This window comes from Aliikangiella litoralis, from assembly GCF_052495765.1.
Genome location: NZ_CP199292.1, coordinates 3240255 through 3261375 on the forward strand (window position 1 = coordinate 3240255; position 21121 = coordinate 3261375).

A 21121-nucleotide genomic window follows, 5' to 3' on the forward strand; every position below is an offset into this window, starting at 1 on the left:
TAAGCTGAATACAATTACTTTTAACATTTGGAGATATAAGCCTATGCCTTTTTCATATACCAATACTTCATCTTTTAATTTTTGTAATTTAAGCAAATTGCTTCTTATTTATTTCATTAGTATCTCTCAGGTTTACGCTAAAGAATTATCTGCAACATTAACACCCGATAAAACGATTACTGGTTCAGAGCTAATTGCTTTCCCTAATGACGATAAAATTAGACCTGATAAAAGTGATTTCTCTATCATTCACAGCGTCATTATGAGTAATGACAAAGGAGAAAGATGGGCAACCATTACAATAGAAAACCAATCTGTGGGCCGTCGGTTATTAAATGGTAGACACTTAATGGCGCTATTTGCTGATGGTAAACGTTTATTTCCACAATCAGTCGACTATGACTTCAAATCAAGAGAAATTATGTCTATAACAGTTTATTTTGGTAAAAGTAAATATCCCATTCTTCATATATCAACGAGAAATTAACCGAATAAACCTTTTACTTTTTTGCGTGATTAGTTTCTCGAACAAAAGCATCTTGGGAGAAATATAGAGCCTGGTCACATGGGCTTTTGTTTACTAAACTCATGTCTGTTAAATGACATGAAATTATCAATACCTGAAGCTATAATTTGAGAGCGATTAAATAGCCGTCTATTAAATATCATCCACCACAGAAACCGGATATAGCTAAATCACTATCAATTGGCATAGAGAAAAGTCAGGGATTTTTGTCACTATTAAGGCGTCTGGCACAGTGCATAGCCGCTCTATGGACAAGTCAGACAACGAAAAGAGCGGCAAAAATAACGGCTTTTATTGTGACAATTGATAGTGATTTAGCTATATACTCTCTGTAGGTTAAATGTAGTAAAAGTTAATTGACGCAGCTCCCCTGCCCCAAAATATTTTATTAAGAAGAGAAAACAAAGTGGTAAAAAAACAAAGCCAAGATAAGTTGATTGTTGGTGCACTTGAAAAATGTGATCTACCTGAGCTTGGAATCACAGACCTTCACATGCGAGTAGATACTGGTGCTAAAACCTCTTCACTTCATGTAGATAATATTGAAGAACATCAAAAAAATGGGGAAAAATGGGTAAGTTTTGATATCCACCCAGACATTCACAATGTTGAGCGGGTAATTAGGGTTAGCGTAAAAGCCAACGGTAAAAAAATTGTCAAAAGTTCTTCCGCAGATAAAGAAAAGCGTGTGTTAATTAAAACCACAATAAAACTTGCTAATAAGCAATGGCCTATCGATTTGACACTGACTAATCGTTCAGAAATGAGCTATTTAATGCTTTTAGGTAGACAAGCAATGAAAGATAAACTTTTAGTTGATCCCAGCTTACAATTTATCGCATCAAGCTCAGGTGAACAAAAAGAGTAGCATAACTAAAGCTACTCTTAATGAAGTATTATTAATAATCCAATAACTAAAGTCTAAAGAACTTATCACAGCATTTACTGATAAAATATAAACAAAATCTACATTCAGAATTATCTTTTAAAATATCAATGTTTTGAATTTTTTATCTCCACTTTAGGTTTAGTTATTTTCCTCACCTTGTGGCTGAACATCGGTATGCAGAAGATCTTTTACTTCTGGTTCTCGGCGGCGTCTGGTCTTTAATGGGACCATGTGGCGCATAGACTCAAGCTTGCCAAAACAAAGTAATTTGTCATTAGCCTCTAATGTCCTTGAGTTTTTAGGGTTCGGGATCACTTTAGAGCCTCTATAGAGCGTTAATACATTAATATCTTGCTCTCGTAATTGAGTTTCAGTAATTGTCATACCTTCAAACTTTGAACCTTCTGGAATGTATATTTCAGTCACACCATAGCCTTTGCTTACCGTTAAACGCTGGCGTACATCAATTTCTGGAAAGTCAACTTGTGCAGCAATATACTCAATCACCGCCCCTGCCACATCTAACCCTGTTGCAGTTTCGATCCCTTCTAAACCTGGTGAAGAATTTACTTCCATTATTTGTGGCCCAGATTTGCTTTCCAACATGTCTACACCTGCAATCTGTAGCCCTAAAATTTGTGCTGCCCGAACGGCGGTTTCAGCATATTCGGGTGGTAAATCAATAGCTTCTGCAACACCTCCACGATGCACATTACTTCGGAACTCCTGACCTTGCGCGACTCTTCGCATAGCAGCAACTACGCGTCCCCCAACCACAAACGCACGAATGTCTTTTCCTTTACTTTCGGCTACAAATTTCTGAATTAACACATTTTGCTTTTGACTTTGCAACAACTCTATAATTGACTCTGCTGCATTAACTGTTTCAGCCAACAGCACACCGATCCCTTGCGTTCCTTCTATAAGCTTAATAACAACAGGGGCTCCCCCAACTCGCTCAATAGCCGCCAGTACATCTTTTTTATCTCGAACAAAAGTTGTTCTTGGAATACCAATATGATGGCGACTAAGAATCTGCAAACTACGAAGCTTGTCACGCGAATTAGTAATACCATGTGCCGTATTAGCACAAAATACATCCATTTCTTGAAACTGCCGAACAACTGCAGTGCCATAATAGGTAATTGAAGCACCTATTCTAGGTAGTACAGCATCATAGTCACTTAATGGCTTTTGTCGAAAATAAAGATCGGGGATGCCGCGCTGAAGATCAATCGCAAACTTCAAGGTATCAAGCACCTTAACTTTGTGGCCCCGTAGCAATGCGGCTTCCTTTAATCGTTTAGTGCTGTATGAATTTGGACCACACGAGAGAATGGCGAGTTTCATTACTTTAATACCTCCTAATGTTAGCGAATTTGATCGCTCTACCAATATTAATTAATAACTAGTATGTCCCATTAGTGCTAAACACTCAAACCAAAAATAACCTAAATAACCAAAGGCCAATACTAGCAAGTGTTAACCCAACCAATAATAATACCTACCACTAATAGAAATAGTTTTATCTAGTGTATTTATCTTTAAAAGCGTATTAGAAACTAAATTCTATTGCTTACGCTAAAAGGATCTTGTAGGCTTCACCCCCGCTGTAAACTACCTGAGATTAATACCTATGAGCTTTAAAACATTGGGTTTATCTGCCCCCATTTTAGAAGCCATTACTGACCAAGGCTATAGCACACCTTCTCCAATTCAAAGTAAGGCAATACCACCGATATTAAAAGCTAAAGATGTTATGGCTGCTGCTCAAACAGGCACAGGAAAAACAGCTGGTTTTACTTTGCCTATATTAGAGCGACTATCTCAATCAGGTCAGGTAAAGCCAAACCATATTCGAGCATTGATATTAACACCTACCCGTGAATTAGCTGCACAAGTTGCGACGAGTGTAGAAACCTACAGCAAAAATTTAAAGCTTAGTTCAACCGTTGTATTTGGTGGAGTAAAAATAAATCCACAGATGATGAAGTTACGCCGCGGTATTGATATTTTAGTGGCGACTCCAGGCAGATTAATTGACTTATTTAATCAAAATGCAATTAAGTTTAATCAAGTTGAAATACTCGTATTAGATGAAGCAGATCGTATGTTAGACATGGGGTTTATTCATGATATTCGGAGAATTATCAATAAACTCCCTAAACAACGCCAAAGTTTGATGTTTTCAGCCACTTTTTCAGATGAAATACGCTCACTGGCTAAAAGCTTTCTTAATCAACCACTCGAAATTTCTGTTAATCCTCCCAATACAACAGCCAAATCAGTTAAACAGTGGATTTGTCCTGTAGATAAAAAGCGCAAAGCCAACCTTCTAATTGAATTAATTGTAGACAACCAGTGGGCACAGGTTTTAGTCTTCACTCGAACGAAACATGGTGCTAACCGACTTTCACGCGAACTCAATGATGCCGGTATCAAATCAGCTCCTATTCATGGTAATAAAAGTCAAGGTGCGCGAACTAAAGCATTAGCAGACTTTAAAAATGGTAAAATAAGTATACTTGTAGCAACTGATATTGCAGCTAGGGGTTTAGATATTGAGCAACTTCCCCAGGTTGTTAACTTTGATTTACCCAACGTTGCTGAAGATTATGTTCATCGAATTGGACGAACAGGTCGAGCAGGTTCTTCAGGCCAGGCTGTTTCATTAGTAAGTGCCGATGAATTTAAGCAACTAAGTGATATTGAGAGTCTAATTAAACAAAAACTTACTCGTAAATTAATTGATGGTTTTGAACCGAATCATAATTTACCAGAATCAAAATTAATAATTAAAGCCAAAAAGATCAAAAAACCCAAAAAAACGAAAACCTTCAGTAAAGAACCCGATGGTGCCCCAAAAAGCAAAAAAGTGAGACCCCAAAGTCACTCAGCAGGAAAAACAAGTCAGCGTAATTCTAAACCAAGCAATAAACCACCAAGAAAGAAGTCTAGCAGACCAAGTAAAACCTCTTAAGTGATAGTAATTGTTTTTTTTCAGTGTACAAGTGTTCGCTCAAAATGTATTATTGCACTTTAACAATTCATTAATCATCCGAGCCCCTATTGAAAACAGAATTATTATCTGGTTATAGCCTCTCAGAAGAAATTCTAAACGTAATCACTCATGCCTTAGGATTAGCTATAGCTGTAGTTGGACTAGTACACCTTATTATTCGTGCTAATAACCCGCTCGAAATAGCCAGTGTCAGTATTTATGGTGGTACGCTTGTACTAATGTTTTTTGCTTCAACTATCTACCACGCAATACAACATGAAAAAAGTAAAAAGCGGTTAAAACTACTCGACCATGCAGCAATTTATTTATTAATTGCAGGCACTTATACCCCCTTCTTGCTCATTTCACTCAGTGGAACTTTATCGACAGTCTCAATTATTTTTATCTGGTTGCTTGCATTTGCTGGCGTGGGTTTTAAATTATTCTCAGCGAACAGGTTTCCCAGAATTTCTATGAGCACATATTTAATCATGGGTTGGCTAATCGTTGCATTGATTTATCCACTTTATCAAGTTTTACCCGTTGGCGGTTTATGGTTACTATTTGCAGGTGGGGCTTTCTTTAGTATTGGCACTCTTTTTTATAACGCTAAACATAAAGCTTATACCCATGCAATTTGGCATTTGTTTGTTATAGGCGGTTGCAGTTGTCACTTTTTTTCTGTTTATTTATATGTTGTGTAATTTATATTTAGCTTTACCTATTTTATTTAATTAACATATTTTTCAACAAGTTAACTTACCTTATTAAAGTTTTATCTAGCTCAACTTAATTAAATTCTGGTCAAACCTCTATGATATATCTATATTATGCTATTTACGTTGACGTAAAGGTCAACTATAATTTTCTGCATTATGACTGATCAAGATAAAACTTACTCAATAAGCGAACTCTCAAAAGAGTTTAATATTACACCCCGCTCCATTCGTCACTATGAAGATGAGCGGCTTATTTCACCTGATAGAGAAGGCTCACAAAGGATCTATCGTAAAAAAGATAAAGTCAGGCTTCATTTAATTCTGCGAGGTAAAAGGATAGGCTTTTCTTTATCAGAAATTCGCGAAATTATTTCAATGTACGACCTTCCCAGTGGTGAAGAAAAACAAAAGGAATTACTGATCACTAAAATAGCCGAACGAAGGGATGCTCTCTATCAACAACAACAAGATATCGAAACCATGTTGGTTGAACTTGATCAACTCGAAAACAAAATTAACCAATACTAAAACCCAGAGGAACACCATGTATTCAAGTATGAATTTTAACCTCGGTGAAACGGCCGATATGATCCGAGACTCAGTCCGAGCATTTGCAGCAAAAGAAATTGCCCCCATAGCAGAACGAGTCGATCAAGAAAATGAATTTCCTAATGAATTATGGCCAAAACTGGGTGAAATGGGTTTATTAGGCATGACTGTTGAAGAAGCTTATGGTGGCTCTGGTTTAGGTTATCTCGAACATGTTGTAGCCATAGAAGAAATCAGTAAAGCTTCAGCAAGCATTGGTTTAAGTTATGGTGCACACTCTAACCTTTGCCTTAATCAGTTACGAAAAAATGCCTCTGAAGAACAAAAAATGAAGTATTTACCTAAATTGTGTACAGGAGAACACATAGGTGCATTAGCAATGAGTGAACCTAGTGCAGGATCTGATGTTGTCAGCTTAAGACTTAAAGCAGAAGATCAAGGTGACCACTTTTTGTTAAATGGTAATAAAATGTGGATTACCAATGGCCCTGATGCCAATGTTTTAATTGTATACGCAAAAACTTTACCAGATGCAGGCTCTAAAGGAATTACAGCCTTTATCATTGAAAAAGATTTTCCCGGTTTTTCTACCGCCCAAAAACTCGACAAATTAGGTATGCGTGGCTCAAATACCTGTGAGTTAGTCTTTGAAGATTGCAAAGTCCCCAAAGAAAATATTCTTGGCGAAATTAATGGTGGAGTAGCCGTATTAATGAGTGGACTTGATTTTGAAAGAATTGTTTTGTCTGGCGCGCCTCTCGGGATCATGCAAGCTTGTATGGATACAGTACTTCCCTATGTCCATGAAAGAACGCAATTTGGTAAAGCCATTGGCGAGTTCCAACTAATGCAAGGAAAACTCGCTGATATGTATACAACAATGACGGCATGTAAGTCATATGTTTACAATGTTGCCCAAGCAGCTGATCGTGGCGAAACAACCCGCAAAGATGCTGCTGGAGCCATTTTATATGCAGCCGAAAAAGCAACTCAAATTGCCCTTGATGCTATTCAATGCCTAGGTGGGAATGGCTATATTAATGAATTTCCTACTGGACGTTTTTTAAGAGATGCCAAACTTTATGAAATTGGCGCAGGTACATCAGAAATACGTAGAATGCTTATTGGTAGAGAACTATTTAAAGAAACGGCTTAACTACAGTAAATATTTTTCAATAAAACGATAATACTAACGAAAGTATGCGAGTTTGAACAAGATAATCTTAATCTTGAAATAAGTTAAAGATAATTTTAACAGTATAATGATAGTTAAGTTTTCTACATTAGAGGAAAAAAAATGTCACATGATCCAATTGTAATTGTTGGAATGGCCCGTACTCCAATGGGTGGTTTTATGGGTGAACTTTCATCGGTAAAAACAACAGACTTAGGTTCTGCTGCAATAAAATCAGCGGTAGAAAGAGCAAAAGTCAGTGGAGAAGATATTGATGAAGTTATTATGGGTTGTGTATTACCCGCTGCATTGGGACAAGCTCCTGCAAGACAAGCTTCACTAGGCGCAGGCTTACCACTTTCAACAGGCTGTACAACAATTAATAAAGTCTGCGGTTCTGGCATGAAGTCAATAATGCTGGCTAATGATTTATTAACAGCAGGTACTAATACCGTTATGGTCGCAGGTGGAATGGAAAGTATGAGCAATGCCCCACATATGTTACCCAAAGCCCGTAGCGGTTACCGTTTTGGCCACGGACAACTTCTCGATCATATGGCATTTGATGGTCTGGAAGATGCTTATGAAGGTAAAGCAATGGGCGTTTTTGCCGAGGAATGTGCCGATCGTTATAGTTTTACCAGAGAGCAACAAGACGAATTTGCAATCACTTCATTAGCTCGTGCAAAGAAAGCGATTGAAGATGGCTCATTTGCTGATGAAATTACGCCGGTTACAATTCAATCTCGTAAAGGTGAAATGACCGTAGAGCACGACGAACAACCTTTAAAAGCAAGACCCGATAAAATTCCATCACTGCGCCCTGCTTTTAAAAAAGATGGAACTGTTACAGCGGCTAACGCTAGTTCAATTTCAGATGGTGCAGCAGCCGTTGTTTTAATGCGTCAGTCTGAAGCTAATAAACGAGGTTTAACACCATTAGCCAAAATTGTTGGACATAGTACTCATGCGAGAAAACCTGCAGAATTTACGATTGCTCCTGTTACCGCTATGAAAAACCTGTTAGATCAGATTAGTTGGTCAACCAATGATGTTGATTTATTTGAGATTAATGAAGCTTTTGCCGTTGTCACAATGGCCGCAATAAAAGATCTTTCTTTAGATCCCGAAAAAGTCAATATCCATGGCGGAGCTTGTGCTCTTGGACATCCTATAGGCACAAGTGGAACACGTATTTTGGTTACATTAATTGCAGCATTGCAAAAATATGGAAAATCAAAAGGTGTTGCATCCCTGTGCATTGGTGGAGGTGAAGCAACCGCAATGGCGATAGAATTAGTTTAACTTTCTATTACACATGTTCACCCTGTTTTTTAGAACAGGGTGATACTTTCAAAAACTATTCTATTATTAATTAAGCTTTGCTCAGCATCACAAACTAACCAACCAGTTTAAATAAGCCCAATTTAAAGAGAAGATCGTCATGTTTTTAACCGAAGAACAATCCATGATTCAAGAAGCAGCTCGCCAATATGTGCAAGAAAAAATAGCCCCTTTTTCTGCTGAATGGGATCGTAATAAAACCTTTCCAGCAGAAGCACTAAAAGGCTTGGGAGAGCTTGGTTTTTACGGTATGTTGGTTCCTGAAAAATGGAATGGATGTGATATCGGTTATTTTTCTGCTGCTTTAGTTTTAGAAGAAATTGCCAATGGAGATGCCTCTTGCGCAACGATCATTAGCGTTACTAATTCCGTTGGTTGCATGCCAATATTACATTTTGGAACAGATGAACAAAAAGAAAAATTCTTAAAACCATTAGCACATGGTGAACATTTAGCGGCTTTTTGTTTAACAGAGCCGCATACAGGTTCAGACGCTTCAGATTTGAAAACAAAGGCTGTATTAAACGGTGACACATACATAATTAACGGTGTTAAACAGTTTATTACTTCAGGTAAAACAGCCGATACAGCTATTGTCTTTGCGGTAACAGATCCCAATGCAGGCAAAAAAGGTATTTCTGCCTTTATTGTACCAACCAACACGCCAGGTTATAGCGTGCCTAGCATTGAACATAAAATGGGACAACATGCTTCAGATACAGCACAAGTTGTTTTTGAGGATTGCGTTATTCCTAAAGAAAACTTGTTAGGCAAAGAAGGTGAAGGGTATAAAATTGCACTTTCAGGTCTAGAAGGCGGCCGTATAGGAATTGCAGCACAATGTGTAGGAATAGCTAGAGCAGCATTAGAAGCAGCAGTACAATACACCAAAGAACGAACTGCATTTGGTAAACAACTACACGAGCACCAAGCGATTAATTTTAAAATTGCAGATATGGCTACTCAACTAGAAGCAGCCAGAGCACTTGTACATCAGGCGGCTCGTCTAAAAGATGCAGGACAACCCTGCTTAAAAGAAGCATCAATGGCCAAATTATTTGCCTCTGAAGCAGCGGAAAAAATATGTACTGATGCCATCCAAGTTTTTGGTGGGTACGGTTATTTAAATGATTTTCCAGTTGAACGTTATTATCGAGATGTAAGAGTCTGTCAAATTTATGAAGGAACCAGTGAAGTACAAAAACTGGTTATTGGAAGAGCATTAATTAAAGACTAAACAGTATAAAATCACCTATTCACTTAATGCAGTTTAAATATTGATATCAATGGAATAATTGAATGCCAGTTATAAAAACAAAGTTAAATCCACGCCAACAAGATTTCATTTCAAATGCAGAACATATGCAATCACTCGTTGATGATATAAAAGATAAAATGCAAGTTATCTCTCAAGGTGGTGGTAAAGCTCGGCAAGAAAAACATATAAAACGAGGTAAGCTTTTACCACGAGAAAGAGTTCGTCAATTACTGGATATTGGTTCTCCATTTTTAGAGCTATCACAATTTGCAGCTTATGGTATGTATGATAACCAAGTTCCGGCTGCCGGCATTATTACAGGTATTGGTCGAATTAATGGCAAAGAATGTGTCATTGTTGCAAACGATGCTACAGTAAAGGGTGGAACTTATTTTCCCGAAACAGTGAAAAAACATTTAAGAGCACAAGAAATAGCGGAACAAAATCACTTACCTTGTGTTTATTTGGTCGACTCAGGCGGAGCTAACCTTCCACAACAAGATCAAGTATTTCCAGATAGAGATCATTTCGGCAGAATCTTTTTTAATCAGGCTAACCTTTCGTCCAAAGGCATTGCCCAAATAGCCGTTGTAATGGGAAGTTGTACTGCAGGTGGCGCTTATGTTCCGGCAATGGCCGATGAAAGCATTATTGTTAAAGAACAAGGAACAATCTTTCTAGGTGGCCCACCACTTGTTAAAGCAGCGACAGGTGAAGAAGTGACGGCTGAAGATTTAGGTGGTGCAGACGTACATTGCAAAACATCTGGCGTTACTGATCATTATGCTCAAGATGATAAGCATGCATTGGCATTAACACGCAATGTTATTTCCCATTTAAATAAACCCAAGCACTCCTCTTGGGAAGTAAAAGAGCCTGTAGCCCCACTCTACCCTAAAGAAGAAATTTATGGCGTTATCCCAAAAGACTCTAGAAAACCGTTTGATATTAGAGAAATTATAGCGCGTGTTGTTGATGCAAGTGAGTTCGATGAGTTTAAACCACTTTATGGTAATACTTTGGTATGTGGCTTTGCACGAATATGGGGTTACCCTGTTGGCATCATTGCTAACAATGGTATTTTATTTTCTGAATCAGCTTTAAAAGGCGCACATTTTATTGAGCTGTGTTGCCAAAGAAATATTCCTTTAGTCTTCTTACAAAACATCACTGGGTTTATGGTTGGTAGAAAATACGAAAATTCAGGAATTGCCAAAAATGGAGCCAAGATGGTAACTGCTGTAGCCTGTGCCAAAGTGCCTAAATTTACAGTCATTGTTGGTGGTAGTTTTGGCGCAGGAAACTATGGAATGTGTGGTCGAGCTTATAGCCCAAGATTTTTATGGATGTGGCCAAACGCTCGAATTTCAGTAATGGGCGGAGAGCAAGCCGCAAATGTTTTAGCGCAAGTTAAAAGAGATAATTTCGAACGTACTGGTGTTAAATGGTCGCAAGAAGAAGAAGAAGCATTTAAAGCCCCCATTCAAGAAATGTATGAAACTCAAGGACACCCCTACTACGCAAGTGCTCGACTATGGGATGATGGAATAATTGACCCTGCCGATACACGTAAAGTACTTGGTTTAGGCTTATCAGTTAGTTTAAATGCACCAGTTGAAAAAACTCAATTTGGTATTTTCCGAATGTAATAGTGAATGTAGCTAAAGATAAAAAGCTCGCAAACTAACAAGAGAAACATAATGACAACGTCAAATATTATTATCGAAAAAAAAACCAATGGTGTCGGTAAAATCACATTTAATAAAGCAGATGTTCACAACGCATTTGATGATAGTTTTATCAGTGAATTAACTAAAGGCGTCAGTCAATTAAATGAAGATACGAGTGTCAGAGTTATAGTATTAGCCGCTAAAGGAAAAAGTTTTTCTGCCGGAGCCGATCTCAATTGGATGAAAAAAATGGCTGGTTATTCTTGGGAACAGAATTACCAAGACTCATTACAATTAGCCAGCTTAATGCAAACAATTTACGAGTGCGAAAAACCAACTGTTGCTATTGTTCAAGGTGCAGCATTTGGTGGAGGTGTTGGCTTAGTCGCTTGTTGTGATATTGCTTTAGCCAGTGAAAAAGCTCTTTTTTGTCTTTCAGAAGTTAAACTCGGATTAATTCCAGCAGTCATTAGTCCTTATGTCGTCAAAGCAATTGGTGAGAGAAATGCCAAACGTTACTTTGTTACTGCTGAGCGTTTCAACAGCAATCAAGCTTTAAGTATGAACCTGATTCATTCTATTTACCCACATGATCAATTAGACACTGAAGCTGAACAGTTTATCAACACTATTTTATCTAATGGTCCTCGTGCAATATTAAAAGCGAAACAGCTGATTAACTTTGTTCAAGAAAAACCATTAGATGAAGAAATAATTCGAGAAACAGCTCAACGAATTGCAGATATTCGCGCATCCAAAGAAGGCAAAGAAGGCGTCAGTGCATTTTTAGAAAAGCGCCAGCCTAAATGGGTAGTTAATGATAACAATCGTGAACAAAAGCTTTAGGAAAAATAGCTCAATGATTAATATAAAAATCAATAAAATTTTAATTGCAAATCGTGGCGAAATTGCTTGTCGAATTATTCGCACAGCGCAAAGAATGGGGATAGAGTGCGTCGCAGTATATTCTGATGCGGATAAAAATGCACAACATGTTAAGCTTGCAGATGAGGCGCTACATATAGGTGCATCCACAGCGAAAGAAAGTTACTTAAATGCCGATTTAATTTTAAAAATAGCTCAAAAAACTCAGTCTGATGCTATTCATCCTGGCTATGGTTTTTTATCTGAAAATGCTGAGTTTGCAAAAAAATGTGCTGCTGCCAATATTATTTTTATTGGTCCTCCAGTTGCAGCAATTGAAGCAATGGGATCAAAAAGCGAAGCTAAAGAAATTATGACTCAAGCTTCGGTCCCCTTAGTGGAAGGCTATCATGGCGACAACCAGGATGAAAATTTTCTTCGGCAAAAAGCAGAAGAAATCGGTTTTCCTGTGTTAATCAAAGCAACAGCTGGCGGTGGCGGTAAAGGTATGCGAGTTGTTGAAACCTCAGAGCAATTTATAGATTCACTACACTCCTGCCAACGAGAAGCTTTGTCATCGTTTGGTGATAATAAAGTACTTGTTGAAAAATATTTGACTAAACCTCGTCACATTGAAATCCAGGTTTTTGCCGATAACAATGGTAATACCATTCATTTATTTGAAAGGGATTGTAGTGTTCAGCGCAGACATCAAAAAGTTATCGAAGAAGCTCCTGCGCCTGGACTATCAGAACAAAAGCGTGAAGAAATGGGGGCAGTAGCAGTTACCGCAGCAAAAGCAATTGGCTATCAGGGTGCAGGCACTGTCGAATTTCTTTATGATGAAGACGGTTCGTTTTATTTTATGGAAATGAATACACGCCTACAAGTTGAACATCCAGTCACAGAAATGATTACCGGACTCGACTTAGTCGAATGGCAAATAACGGTCGCTAATGGTCTTCCGTTACCATTAAAACAATCAGAGTTATCGATTAATGGACACGCATTTGAAGCCAGGATTTATGCGGAAGATCCCAATAATGACTTCTTACCCGCCACGGGAAAAATTAGTTACATAGGGCTACCTCATTGCAATACTAATGTAAGGGTAGACTCTGGAGTCACTTCTGGCGATAGCATTAGTGTGTTTTATGATCCAATGATTGCAAAATTAATTGTTTGGGATCGAGATAGAAGCGCGGCATTAGCAAGACTTAGAGGTGCATTGGCCGATCTACATGTTGCAGGAATATCGACTAATATAGAATTCTTACATCAACTTGCAAGTAACGACTCATTTAACAATGCCGATTTAGACACCCATTTCTTAGAAAAACATGAAGAAGAGTTGCTAGCACTTGGTAAAGAAGTTGAAGTCGATATTTTAGCTGCCGCAGCTTTACAAATTATGTTGAAACAATCAAGCCAGTCATCTCAAAACAAAGCAGATGCTAATTCACCTTGGGAACAAACCGATGGTTGGCGACTTAACGAAGATAACTATCACTTAATTCAAGTATCTCATGGAAATAATAACTACTCAATTACAGCTCACTTTAGAGATTCTGGTTTTTTACTTGAAATTGAGCAAAAAGAATACGTTGCTAGTGGCTATATTGATGCAAACAAACTTTATCTCGATCTAGATGGCCATAAAACAGTTGTCAGTTTCATTGAAGAAAATAATCAATTAGTTGTATTCAAAAATGCCAATAGTTGGGAATTAAAAATTATTGATAACAGCTTATTCAATATAGAAGCTGATACACAAGCAAACCTAACTGCGCCTATGCCAGGAACAGTGATTGATGTTTTAGTGAATGCGGGTGATCAAGTAGAAGAAGGACAAGCCTTAATTGTTATGGAAGCAATGAAAATGGAACACACTATCAAAGCCCATAAAAATGCAACAATTGCAGACGTTTTATATCAGGAAGGTGATCTGGTTGATGATGGTGCAGAGCTAATAATATTCGACGATGAGTAAATAATATGGCAGCAAGTTCAGTCAAAATTATTGAGGTAGGTGTTAGAGACGGTTTACAAAATGAACCTACGCCAGTTCCTACTGAAATTAAGCTAAAATTAATTGAAAAATTAGTAGCGAGTGGTTTGTCCGTTATTGAAGCGACCAGTTTTGTCTCTCCAAAATGGGTACCTCAAATGGCAGATCACCAACAAATCATGCAACAACTACCTCAAAATTCAAATGTTAATTTTCCTGTCCTTACCCCAAACATTAAAGGTTTTGAAAATGCGGTTAGTGCCGGAGCAAAAGAAGTAGCTGTCTTTGCTGCGGCTTCTGAAAGCTTTTCTAAAAAAAATATCAACTGCACAATTGATGAAAGTATTCAGCGGTTTACTCCCATTTTCGAACAAGCGAAAGCGAAAGAAATAAAAGTGAGAGGCTATGTGTCTTGCGTACTTGGTTGCCCATATGAGGGTGAAATATCACCAGATAAAGTTTCAGAAGTTGCCAATAAGCTTTATCAAAATGGTTGCTACGAAATATCGCTTGGCGATACGATTGGTGTAGGCACAGCTGGAAAAACAAAAACTTTGATCGAAACTATCAAAAATTTGATTCCAATTAACCGCATCTCGGTTCATTTTCACGATACTTATGGCCAAGCATTAGCTAATATATACGCTGCTTTAGAGTTAGGTATCTCTAGTATAGATTCTTCTGTTGCTGGTTTAGGTGGTTGCCCTTATGCAAAAGGCGCCTCTGGTAATGTAGCAACTGAAGATGTTGTCTATATGCTCAATGGCATGGGAGTCAAAACAGGCGTTAACCTCGATAAGTTAATCGATGCTGGCGAATATATTAGTCAATACCTCAATAGAAACAATCACTCAAAAGTCGCTAATGCAATCCTAGCGAAACGAAATACTTAATTAATACAGTTGTATATAAAACAACTATTGAAAAGGAGTAGAATTATGGCCGGCTTTAATAAGGTCGTACAAACTTACGAAGATGCAATGGCAGGCTTAACTGATGGTATGACAGTTATCGCTGGTGGCTTTGGTCTATGTGGTATCCCCGAGGGGCTTATCGCTCAAATCAAAAAGATGTCAACAAAAGAACTAACTTTTGTATCGAATAACTGTGGTGTTGACGACTTTGGTCTAGGCGTTTTACTGCAAGATAAACAAATTAAAAAAATGATTTCTTCGTATGTTGGTGAAAATGCAGAATTTGAGCGCCAATACCTTTCTGGCGAATTAGAGGTAGAGTTAACGCCGCAAGGAACACTTGCAGAAAAAATGCGTGCAGGTGGTGCTGGTATACCGGCATTTTATACCGCTACGGGCTACGGTACGCCAGTTGCCGAAGGAAAAGAAGTTAAACGTTTTAATAACCGTAACTATATTCTTGAAGAATCAATTACTGGAGATTTTGCCATAATACGTGCCTGGAAAGCCGATAAAATAGGCAATCTAGTGTATCGTGATACAGCAATGAATTTTAACCCAATGGCTGCTACCGCAGGTAAAATAACCGTCGTTGAAGTTGAAGAAATTGTAGAAGTAGGTGACATAGCTCCTACCGAAATTCATACACCGGGTATTTATGTTAACCGCATCATTCAAGGCAAATTTGAAAAACGAATTGAGCGGCTCACACTGGCGCAACAAGATTAATTACGGAGAAAAAATATGTCATTAACTCGTGAACAAATAGCCATGCGTGTCGCCCAAGAACTTCAAGATGGCTACTATGTCAATTTAGGGATCGGTATACCAACACTAGTGGCTAACTATGTTCCTGAAGATATTGAGGTTATGCTTCAGTCAGAAAATGGTTTACTCGGTATGGGGCCCTACCCCACAGAGTCTGAAGTCGATGCAGATATGATCAATGCAGGTAAAGAAACTGTAACGGCCATTAAAGGAGCCTCTATTTTTTCTTCAGCAGAAAGTTTTGCCATGATTCGCGGAGGTCATGTCGATTTAACCGTTTTAGGGGCATTTGAAGTCGATCAAAACGGTAATATTGCTTCTTATATGATCCCTGGAAAGCTAGTCAAAGGTATGGGCGGCGCTATGGACTTAGTAGCTGGCGCACAAAATATTGTTGTTACAATGACTCACGCTGACAAAAAGGGCAATTCAAAGCTACTTGAGTCATGTACACTCCCTTTAACAGGCGTTGACTGTATCAAAAAAATAGTGACTGACCTAGCTGTTTTAGAAATAAAAAACGGAGCATTTCATTTACTAGAAAGAGCCCCTGGAGTTTCTGTTGAAGAGATCAAAGATAAAACGAGTGGAAAATTAGTCATTGATGGCGATATCCCAGAAATGCAATTTGCGTAATTCTATTCGAGCTTTTCTTGCAATGTTAAATAAAGAGATATACAAGGTGTGTATCTCTTTTTTATTAATGCTATTCTTAGCTCATGTTACCTTATTTAAATACAGACTCACCATTTCCAAGCGTTCAAAATGCCTTAGATGATCCTAACGGTTTGCTCGCTGCCGGCGCAGATCTTTCTGTCGGACGCCTTTTAGATGCTTATAAAAATGGTATTTTCCCTTGGTACTCACCTGGTGACCCGCTGCTATGGTGGTCTCCAGATCCACGAACCGTTTTTGCTCTAGAAAAATTCAAAGTTCATTCAAGTGTCAAAAAAACACTGAAAAAAAACAAACTTATCGTTACAGTTAACCATGATTTTAAGCAAGTCATTCATTCTTGTGCTCTACCAAGAGGCGATAATGAAGGAACTTGGATCACTAACGAAATGAAAGAAGCCTACATTCATCTACACCAATTAGGCCATGCCCATTCAGTTGAAGTATGGCAAGAAAATACATTGGTTGGTGGTATTTATGGTGTCTCTTGTGGCAGCGTATTTTGTGGTGAATCAATGTTCAGCAAAATATCAAATGGTTCAAAAATTGCGCTCAGTTGTTTAGCAACTTATATTAAGCAGTTTGCTTATCAATTAGTTGATTGTCAGGTCGAAAATCCACACTTAATCAAATTAGGCGCAATTAATATTTCACGCTCATCTTATTTAGAAAGCTTGAAAATTCCCCCTACTCTACCTAATAATAAAGATATTTGGCAAACACAAAATTTAGACTGGCGTCAGCTTTTGGGAATCAATAGTAATGTCTAATCAAATAAAACCAATTAAGCTGAATTTTTTTCTAACGCCACCTCATACATGCCCCTACATTAGCGAAGAAGAAGCCCAAACATTATTTCTTTCACCTGAGGTGCATACTGACACCTTACTTTATTCTGCATTAATTGATAAAGGCTTTAGACGAAGTGGAGAACATATTTACCGTCCACATTGTAAAAGTTGTAACGCTTGTATTTCGATCAGAATTCCCGTTGAAAAATTCAAACTGAATAAACAACAAAAAAGATGTTTAAAAAAAGCCACTATTTTTAATTATAAAACTGAACCTGCTCACTTCAATCAACTTCATTACCAGTTATTTGATAAATATATTAGTACACGCCATCAAGATGGTGATATGTACCCTACTTCTGTTCATCAATATAAAGAATTTTTATTAACAGACTGGCTTGAATCAAACTACCTCAATTTTTTTGATATTAAAGAACAGAAACTGGTGGCTACCTGTGTATATGATAATGTCAACAATGGCGTTTCCGCAGTATATACCTATTTTGATCCTGATTATTCTCGTTATAGCTTAGGGCGATTAGCAATACTCAAGTTAATTGAAATAGCGAAACAAAACAGCCTGGATTATGTTTACCTTGGTTACTGGATAAAAAGCAGTCAAAAAATGGCTTATAAAGGAGAATACCGTCCACTTGAGTGCTTTGTAAATGACGAGTGGAGATATTTAAGCTAACCTAAAGATAAACACTTTGATTATTGACTGAAATTCAGGCATCATTACGCGCGATTTAATCCTCAACAGATATTATAGAGAGTATGGCAAAAGAAGATTGTATAGAATTAGAAGGCACTGTGTTAGAGACACTTCCTAACACTATGTTTCGAGTAGAGCTTGAAAATGGGCATGTAGTTACTGCACACATATCAGGCAAGATGCGCAAAAATTATATTCGAATTCTCACTGGAGATAAGGTAACGGTTGAAATGACTCCTTATGATCTCAGTAAAGGCAGAATTACTTTTAGAGCAAGATAAAGCGCTCCTTAAACATTACAAAAACCGCAACAACAATATTAAGTTTGTATACTTACTTAATCTATTCTACATGCGTAAAAAAGCAGGCTTAAGTGCCTGCTTTTTAGTTGGTTAAAAAACTTACTGTTTGACTGTAATCTCATGTTTTTTATTAATGTCAAAAACTAACTTGTCTTGCTCTTTGTTATAATCAACTATAACAGAACCACCTTTTGCTAAACGACCAAATAGAAGCTCTTCGGCGAGTTCTTTTTTGATTTTCTCGCGCATTACACGAGCCATTGGTCGTGCGCCCATCGTTCTATCAAAGCCTTGTTCAGCTAACCAGACTTTTGCTTCTTGAGTCACCTCTAACGATACCCCTTTGTTATCAAGTTGACTCTGTAGCTCAACAATAAACTTATCAACAACTGAGCAAATAACATCCATGCTCAGTGGATTAAACCAAACCATTGCGTCAAGCCTATTTCTAAACTCAGGAGAGAAAACTCGATTAATCACTTCCATGTTATCTTTCTCTTTAGATTGAGTTTGGAACCCAATGCTTGGTTTTTCTAACTCTGCCGCACCAGCATTGGTAGTCATAACCAAAATAACATTTCTAAAGTCAGCTTTACGACCGTTATTATCGGTTAACGTACCATGATCCATAACTTGTAAAAGCAAGTTATATACATCAGTATGAGCTTTCTCTATTTCATCTAACAGTACGACTGAGTATGGGTTTTTAGTGACTGCCTCAGTAAGCAATCCGCCTTGATCATAGCCGACATAACCTGGAGGTGCGCCAATCAATCTTGAAACAGTATGAGCTTCCATATATTCAGACATATCAAAACGAATGAACTCAATCCCCATTATTTTGGCTAATTGTTTAGTGACCTCTGTTTTACCAACACCTGTAGGGCCTGCAAGTAAAAAGCTGCCAATTGGCTTGTCTTCAACCCCCAAACCTGAACGCGAAAGCTTTATCGCATTAGAGAGTGTTTCTATTGCTTTATCTTGCCCAAACACAACCATTTTTAAATTGCGTTCTAATTGTTGCAATGCTTTAATATCTGAACTTGATATAGTTTTAGCAGGAATTTTAGCTATCTTAGCAATAATATTCTCAATATCTTGGACTGAAATATTTTTGCTCCTTTCTTCTTTATCTTGTAGCTGTCGATTCGCACCTGCTTCATCAATAACATCAATTGCTTTATCCGGCAACTGCCTATCATTGATATAACGTGCAGATAATTCTGCCGCAGAACGAAGTGCAGCATCAGAATAACTAACTTCGTGATGTTCCTCATATCGGCTTTTTAGCCCTTTTAATATATCAAAGGTATCTGCAACACTGGGTTCATCAACATCAACCTTTTGAAAACGTCGAGCAAGCGCTCTATCTTTTTCAAATATTCCTCGATACTCTTGAAAAGTAGTCGAGCCCATACATTTCAACTCTCCATTTGCAAGCATTGGTTTTATTAAATTAGATGCATCCATCACCCCGCCAGAGGCGGAACCAGCTCCAATAATTGTATGTATTTCATCAATAAATAATACCGCATTAGTTTGGCTTTTAAGTTCAGCCAAAACGGCTTTTAATCGTTTCTCAAAATCACCACGATATTTAGTTCCAGCAAGTAAAGCGCCTAAATCAAGTGAATAGATTTTACAGTTCGCAATCACTTCAGGTACATCTTTATCAACAATACGTTTTGCTAACCCCTCTGCTATTGCCGTTTTACCTACCCCCGCTTCACCAACAAAAAGTGGATTATTTTTTCGTCTTCGAGAAAGTATTTGTATCGTCCTCTCTATCTCTAACTCTCTTCCAATAAGTGGATCTATTTTACCATTAGTTGCTTGCTGATTAAGAAAAACCGTATAAGCTTCAAGTGCTGTTGGCTGCTTATTTTGCTGTTCCTTTTTAGTTCCTTCAAATTCGATGCTTTCCGGTTCGCTTTCTTCCCCAGGAACTTTGGATATTCCGTGTGAAATATAGTTAACAATATCTAAACGAGTAATATCCTGTTGCTGTAAAAGATATACCGCTTCGCTTTCTTGTTCACTATAAATAGCAACCAGTATGTTAGCTCCAGTTACTTCCTTTTTACCTGAAGATTGAACATGGAACACTGCTCGTTGTAAAACTCTTTGAAAACCTAGTGTGGGTTGTGTTTCTACTTCACCAACATCTTCAGGAAGAATGTGGCTAGTTTCGGAAATAAAATCAACTAATTGCTGGTGCAGTTTTTCAACATCTCCACCACAAGCTCGTAAAACACTGACAGAACTCGCATTGTCTAAAAGTGCCAGCAGTAAATGCTCAACTGTCATGTACTCATGGCGCTTTTCTCTAGCTTCTGTGAACGCCAAATTTAAGGTCAACTCTAAATCTTTACTCAACATCGTTAATACACCTTATCTCAACACTTAGTAAAAATACGCAGGGCGATAATACCAACCTAGCATCCCATCCCTTTTATTCCGCTTCCATTGTACACATTAATGGATGATCGTTCGCTCTTGAAAAATCGTTGACTAAAGCCACTTTAGTCTCTGCAATTTCTCCGGTATATATACCTGCTGTTCCCTGTCCTTCATAATGTATTTCTAACATTACCTTTGTTGCTTGCTCAGTTGTTTTATGAAAAAAACGTTTAAGCACTTGTACAACAAAATCCATTGGCGTGTAATCATCATTCAATATTACTACTTTGTACATCCGTGGTTTTTTGGTTTCTGGAGTTGATTCAGCAACTGCAACTCCACTTTCTTCCTGTCTTATATTTTCGTTGCTCATATCTTAATTCTAGTCAATGATTTTAAATTTGCAGCGTCAACATTGATGCTTTTTAATATTTCTCATTCTATTCGAGTTTAATGGGGGATAACTAGTTATTTTTCAATGACTATTCATTTTGAAATAGCTTACAGAAAAATATATATAAATAATACTTGACTTTACATAAAATGTATGAACA

20 protein-coding genes and 1 pseudogene are annotated in these 21121 nt (G+C 37.7%); 17 read left to right on the forward strand and 4 right to left on the reverse strand.

Annotated features, from left to right (window positions below; translation table 11 throughout):
- Positions 1–43: 43 nt before the first annotated feature.
- Positions 44–487 carry a hypothetical protein gene (locus tag ACT5E3_RS13245; protein ID WP_444994018.1) on the forward strand — a complete coding sequence of 148 codons (444 nt, stop codon included), beginning with the start codon at positions 44–46 and terminating at the stop codon, positions 485–487.
- 445 nt (positions 488–932) lie between these two features.
- Entirely contained in the window at positions 933–1394 is a 462-nt protein-coding gene (locus ACT5E3_RS13250) for an ATP-dependent zinc protease family protein (RefSeq protein WP_444994019.1), read from the forward strand.
- Between the two features lie 159 nt (positions 1395–1553).
- Here ACT5E3_RS13250 and ACT5E3_RS13255 read toward each other — a convergent pair whose 3' ends face one another.
- Both ACT5E3_RS13255 and ACT5E3_RS13260 read right to left on the reverse strand, forming a co-directional pair.
- Entirely contained in the window at positions 1554–1799 is a 246-nt protein-coding gene (locus ACT5E3_RS13255; RefSeq protein ID WP_444998603.1) for a cation:proton antiporter regulatory subunit, read from the reverse strand.
- A 42-nt stretch (positions 1800–1841) separates the two neighbouring features.
- Positions 1842–2765: pseudogene (locus ACT5E3_RS13260) on the reverse strand (ATP-grasp domain-containing protein); the annotation flags it as partial.
- 286 nt (positions 2766–3051) lie between these two features.
- Here ACT5E3_RS13260 and ACT5E3_RS13265 point away from each other — a divergent pair.
- The 15 genes from ACT5E3_RS13265 to infA all read left to right on the forward strand — a co-directional run bounded on the left by ACT5E3_RS13265 (position 3052) and on the right by infA (position 18146).
- A complete protein-coding gene (locus ACT5E3_RS13265) occupies positions 3052–4395 on the forward strand; it encodes a DEAD/DEAH box helicase (protein WP_444994020.1) in 1344 nt (447 codons plus the stop codon).
- Positions 4396–4484: 89 nt separating this feature from the next.
- A complete protein-coding gene (gene trhA / locus ACT5E3_RS13270) occupies positions 4485–5120 on the forward strand; it encodes a PAQR family membrane homeostasis protein TrhA (protein WP_444994021.1) in 636 nt (211 codons plus the stop codon).
- Positions 5121–5291: 171 nt separating this feature from the next.
- Positions 5292–5663: a MerR family transcriptional regulator gene (locus tag ACT5E3_RS13275; protein WP_444994022.1), complete on the forward strand. Its 372-nt coding sequence runs from the start codon at positions 5292–5294 to the stop codon at positions 5661–5663.
- A 28-nt stretch (positions 5664–5691) separates the two neighbouring features.
- Complete coding sequence (locus tag ACT5E3_RS13280; protein ID WP_444994023.1) at positions 5692–6840, forward strand: isovaleryl-CoA dehydrogenase; 1149 nt, start codon at positions 5692–5694, stop codon at positions 6838–6840.
- A gap of 141 nt (positions 6841–6981) precedes the next feature.
- Positions 6982–8163 (forward strand): acetyl-CoA C-acyltransferase, encoded by a 1182-nt coding sequence (locus tag ACT5E3_RS13285; protein WP_444994024.1) that lies wholly within the window; start codon positions 6982–6984, stop codon positions 8161–8163.
- A gap of 139 nt (positions 8164–8302) precedes the next feature.
- Positions 8303–9439 carry an acyl-CoA dehydrogenase gene (locus ACT5E3_RS13290; RefSeq protein WP_444994025.1) on the forward strand — a complete coding sequence of 379 codons (1137 nt, stop codon included), beginning with the start codon at positions 8303–8305 and terminating at the stop codon, positions 9437–9439.
- 62 nt (positions 9440–9501) lie between these two features.
- Entirely contained in the window at positions 9502–11109 is a 1608-nt protein-coding gene (locus ACT5E3_RS13295; RefSeq protein ID WP_444994026.1) for a carboxyl transferase domain-containing protein, read from the forward strand.
- A 51-nt stretch (positions 11110–11160) separates the two neighbouring features.
- On the forward strand, positions 11161–11976 hold the full coding sequence (locus ACT5E3_RS13300; RefSeq protein ID WP_444994027.1) for an enoyl-CoA hydratase/isomerase family protein: 816 nt from the start codon (positions 11161–11163) through the stop codon (positions 11974–11976).
- Between the two features lie 13 nt (positions 11977–11989).
- Positions 11990–13984 (forward strand): acetyl/propionyl/methylcrotonyl-CoA carboxylase subunit alpha, encoded by a 1995-nt coding sequence (locus tag ACT5E3_RS13305; RefSeq protein WP_444994028.1) that lies wholly within the window; start codon positions 11990–11992, stop codon positions 13982–13984.
- Positions 13985–13989: 5 nt separating this feature from the next.
- The gene (locus ACT5E3_RS13310) at positions 13990–14895 is read left to right on the forward strand and encodes a hydroxymethylglutaryl-CoA lyase (RefSeq protein ID WP_444994029.1); all 906 of its coding nucleotides are present in this window, start codon (positions 13990–13992) and stop codon (positions 14893–14895) included.
- 45 nt (positions 14896–14940) lie between these two features.
- Positions 14941–15645 carry a CoA transferase subunit A gene (locus ACT5E3_RS13315; RefSeq protein WP_444994030.1) on the forward strand — a complete coding sequence of 235 codons (705 nt, stop codon included), beginning with the start codon at positions 14941–14943 and terminating at the stop codon, positions 15643–15645.
- A 15-nt stretch (positions 15646–15660) separates the two neighbouring features.
- On the forward strand, positions 15661–16320 hold the full coding sequence (locus ACT5E3_RS13320; RefSeq protein ID WP_444994031.1) for a CoA transferase subunit B: 660 nt from the start codon (positions 15661–15663) through the stop codon (positions 16318–16320).
- 83 nt (positions 16321–16403) lie between these two features.
- Positions 16404–17129, forward strand: coding sequence for a leucyl/phenylalanyl-tRNA--protein transferase (gene aat / locus ACT5E3_RS13325; RefSeq protein WP_444994032.1), 726 nt, complete (start codon positions 16404–16406; stop codon positions 17127–17129).
- On the forward strand, positions 17122–17844 hold the full coding sequence (locus ACT5E3_RS13330; protein WP_444994033.1) for an arginyltransferase: 723 nt from the start codon (positions 17122–17124) through the stop codon (positions 17842–17844). The genes aat and ACT5E3_RS13330 overlap by 8 nt, the downstream gene beginning before the upstream one ends.
- An 83-nt stretch (positions 17845–17927) precedes the next feature.
- Entirely contained in the window at positions 17928–18146 is a 219-nt protein-coding gene (gene infA / locus ACT5E3_RS13335; protein WP_444994034.1) for a translation initiation factor IF-1, read from the forward strand.
- A 120-nt stretch (positions 18147–18266) separates the two neighbouring features.
- Here the strand turns inward: infA and clpA are convergent, their stop codons facing one another.
- Together clpA and clpS are read right to left on the reverse strand one after the other, a co-directional pair.
- Positions 18267–20546: an ATP-dependent Clp protease ATP-binding subunit ClpA gene (gene clpA, locus ACT5E3_RS13340; RefSeq protein ID WP_444994035.1), complete on the reverse strand. Its 2280-nt coding sequence runs from the start codon at positions 20544–20546 to the stop codon at positions 18267–18269.
- A gap of 73 nt (positions 20547–20619) precedes the next feature.
- Positions 20620–20940 (reverse strand): ATP-dependent Clp protease adapter ClpS, encoded by a 321-nt coding sequence (gene clpS, locus ACT5E3_RS13345; RefSeq protein WP_444994036.1) that lies wholly within the window; start codon positions 20938–20940, stop codon positions 20620–20622.
- Between the last annotated feature and the right edge of the window lie 181 nt (positions 20941–21121).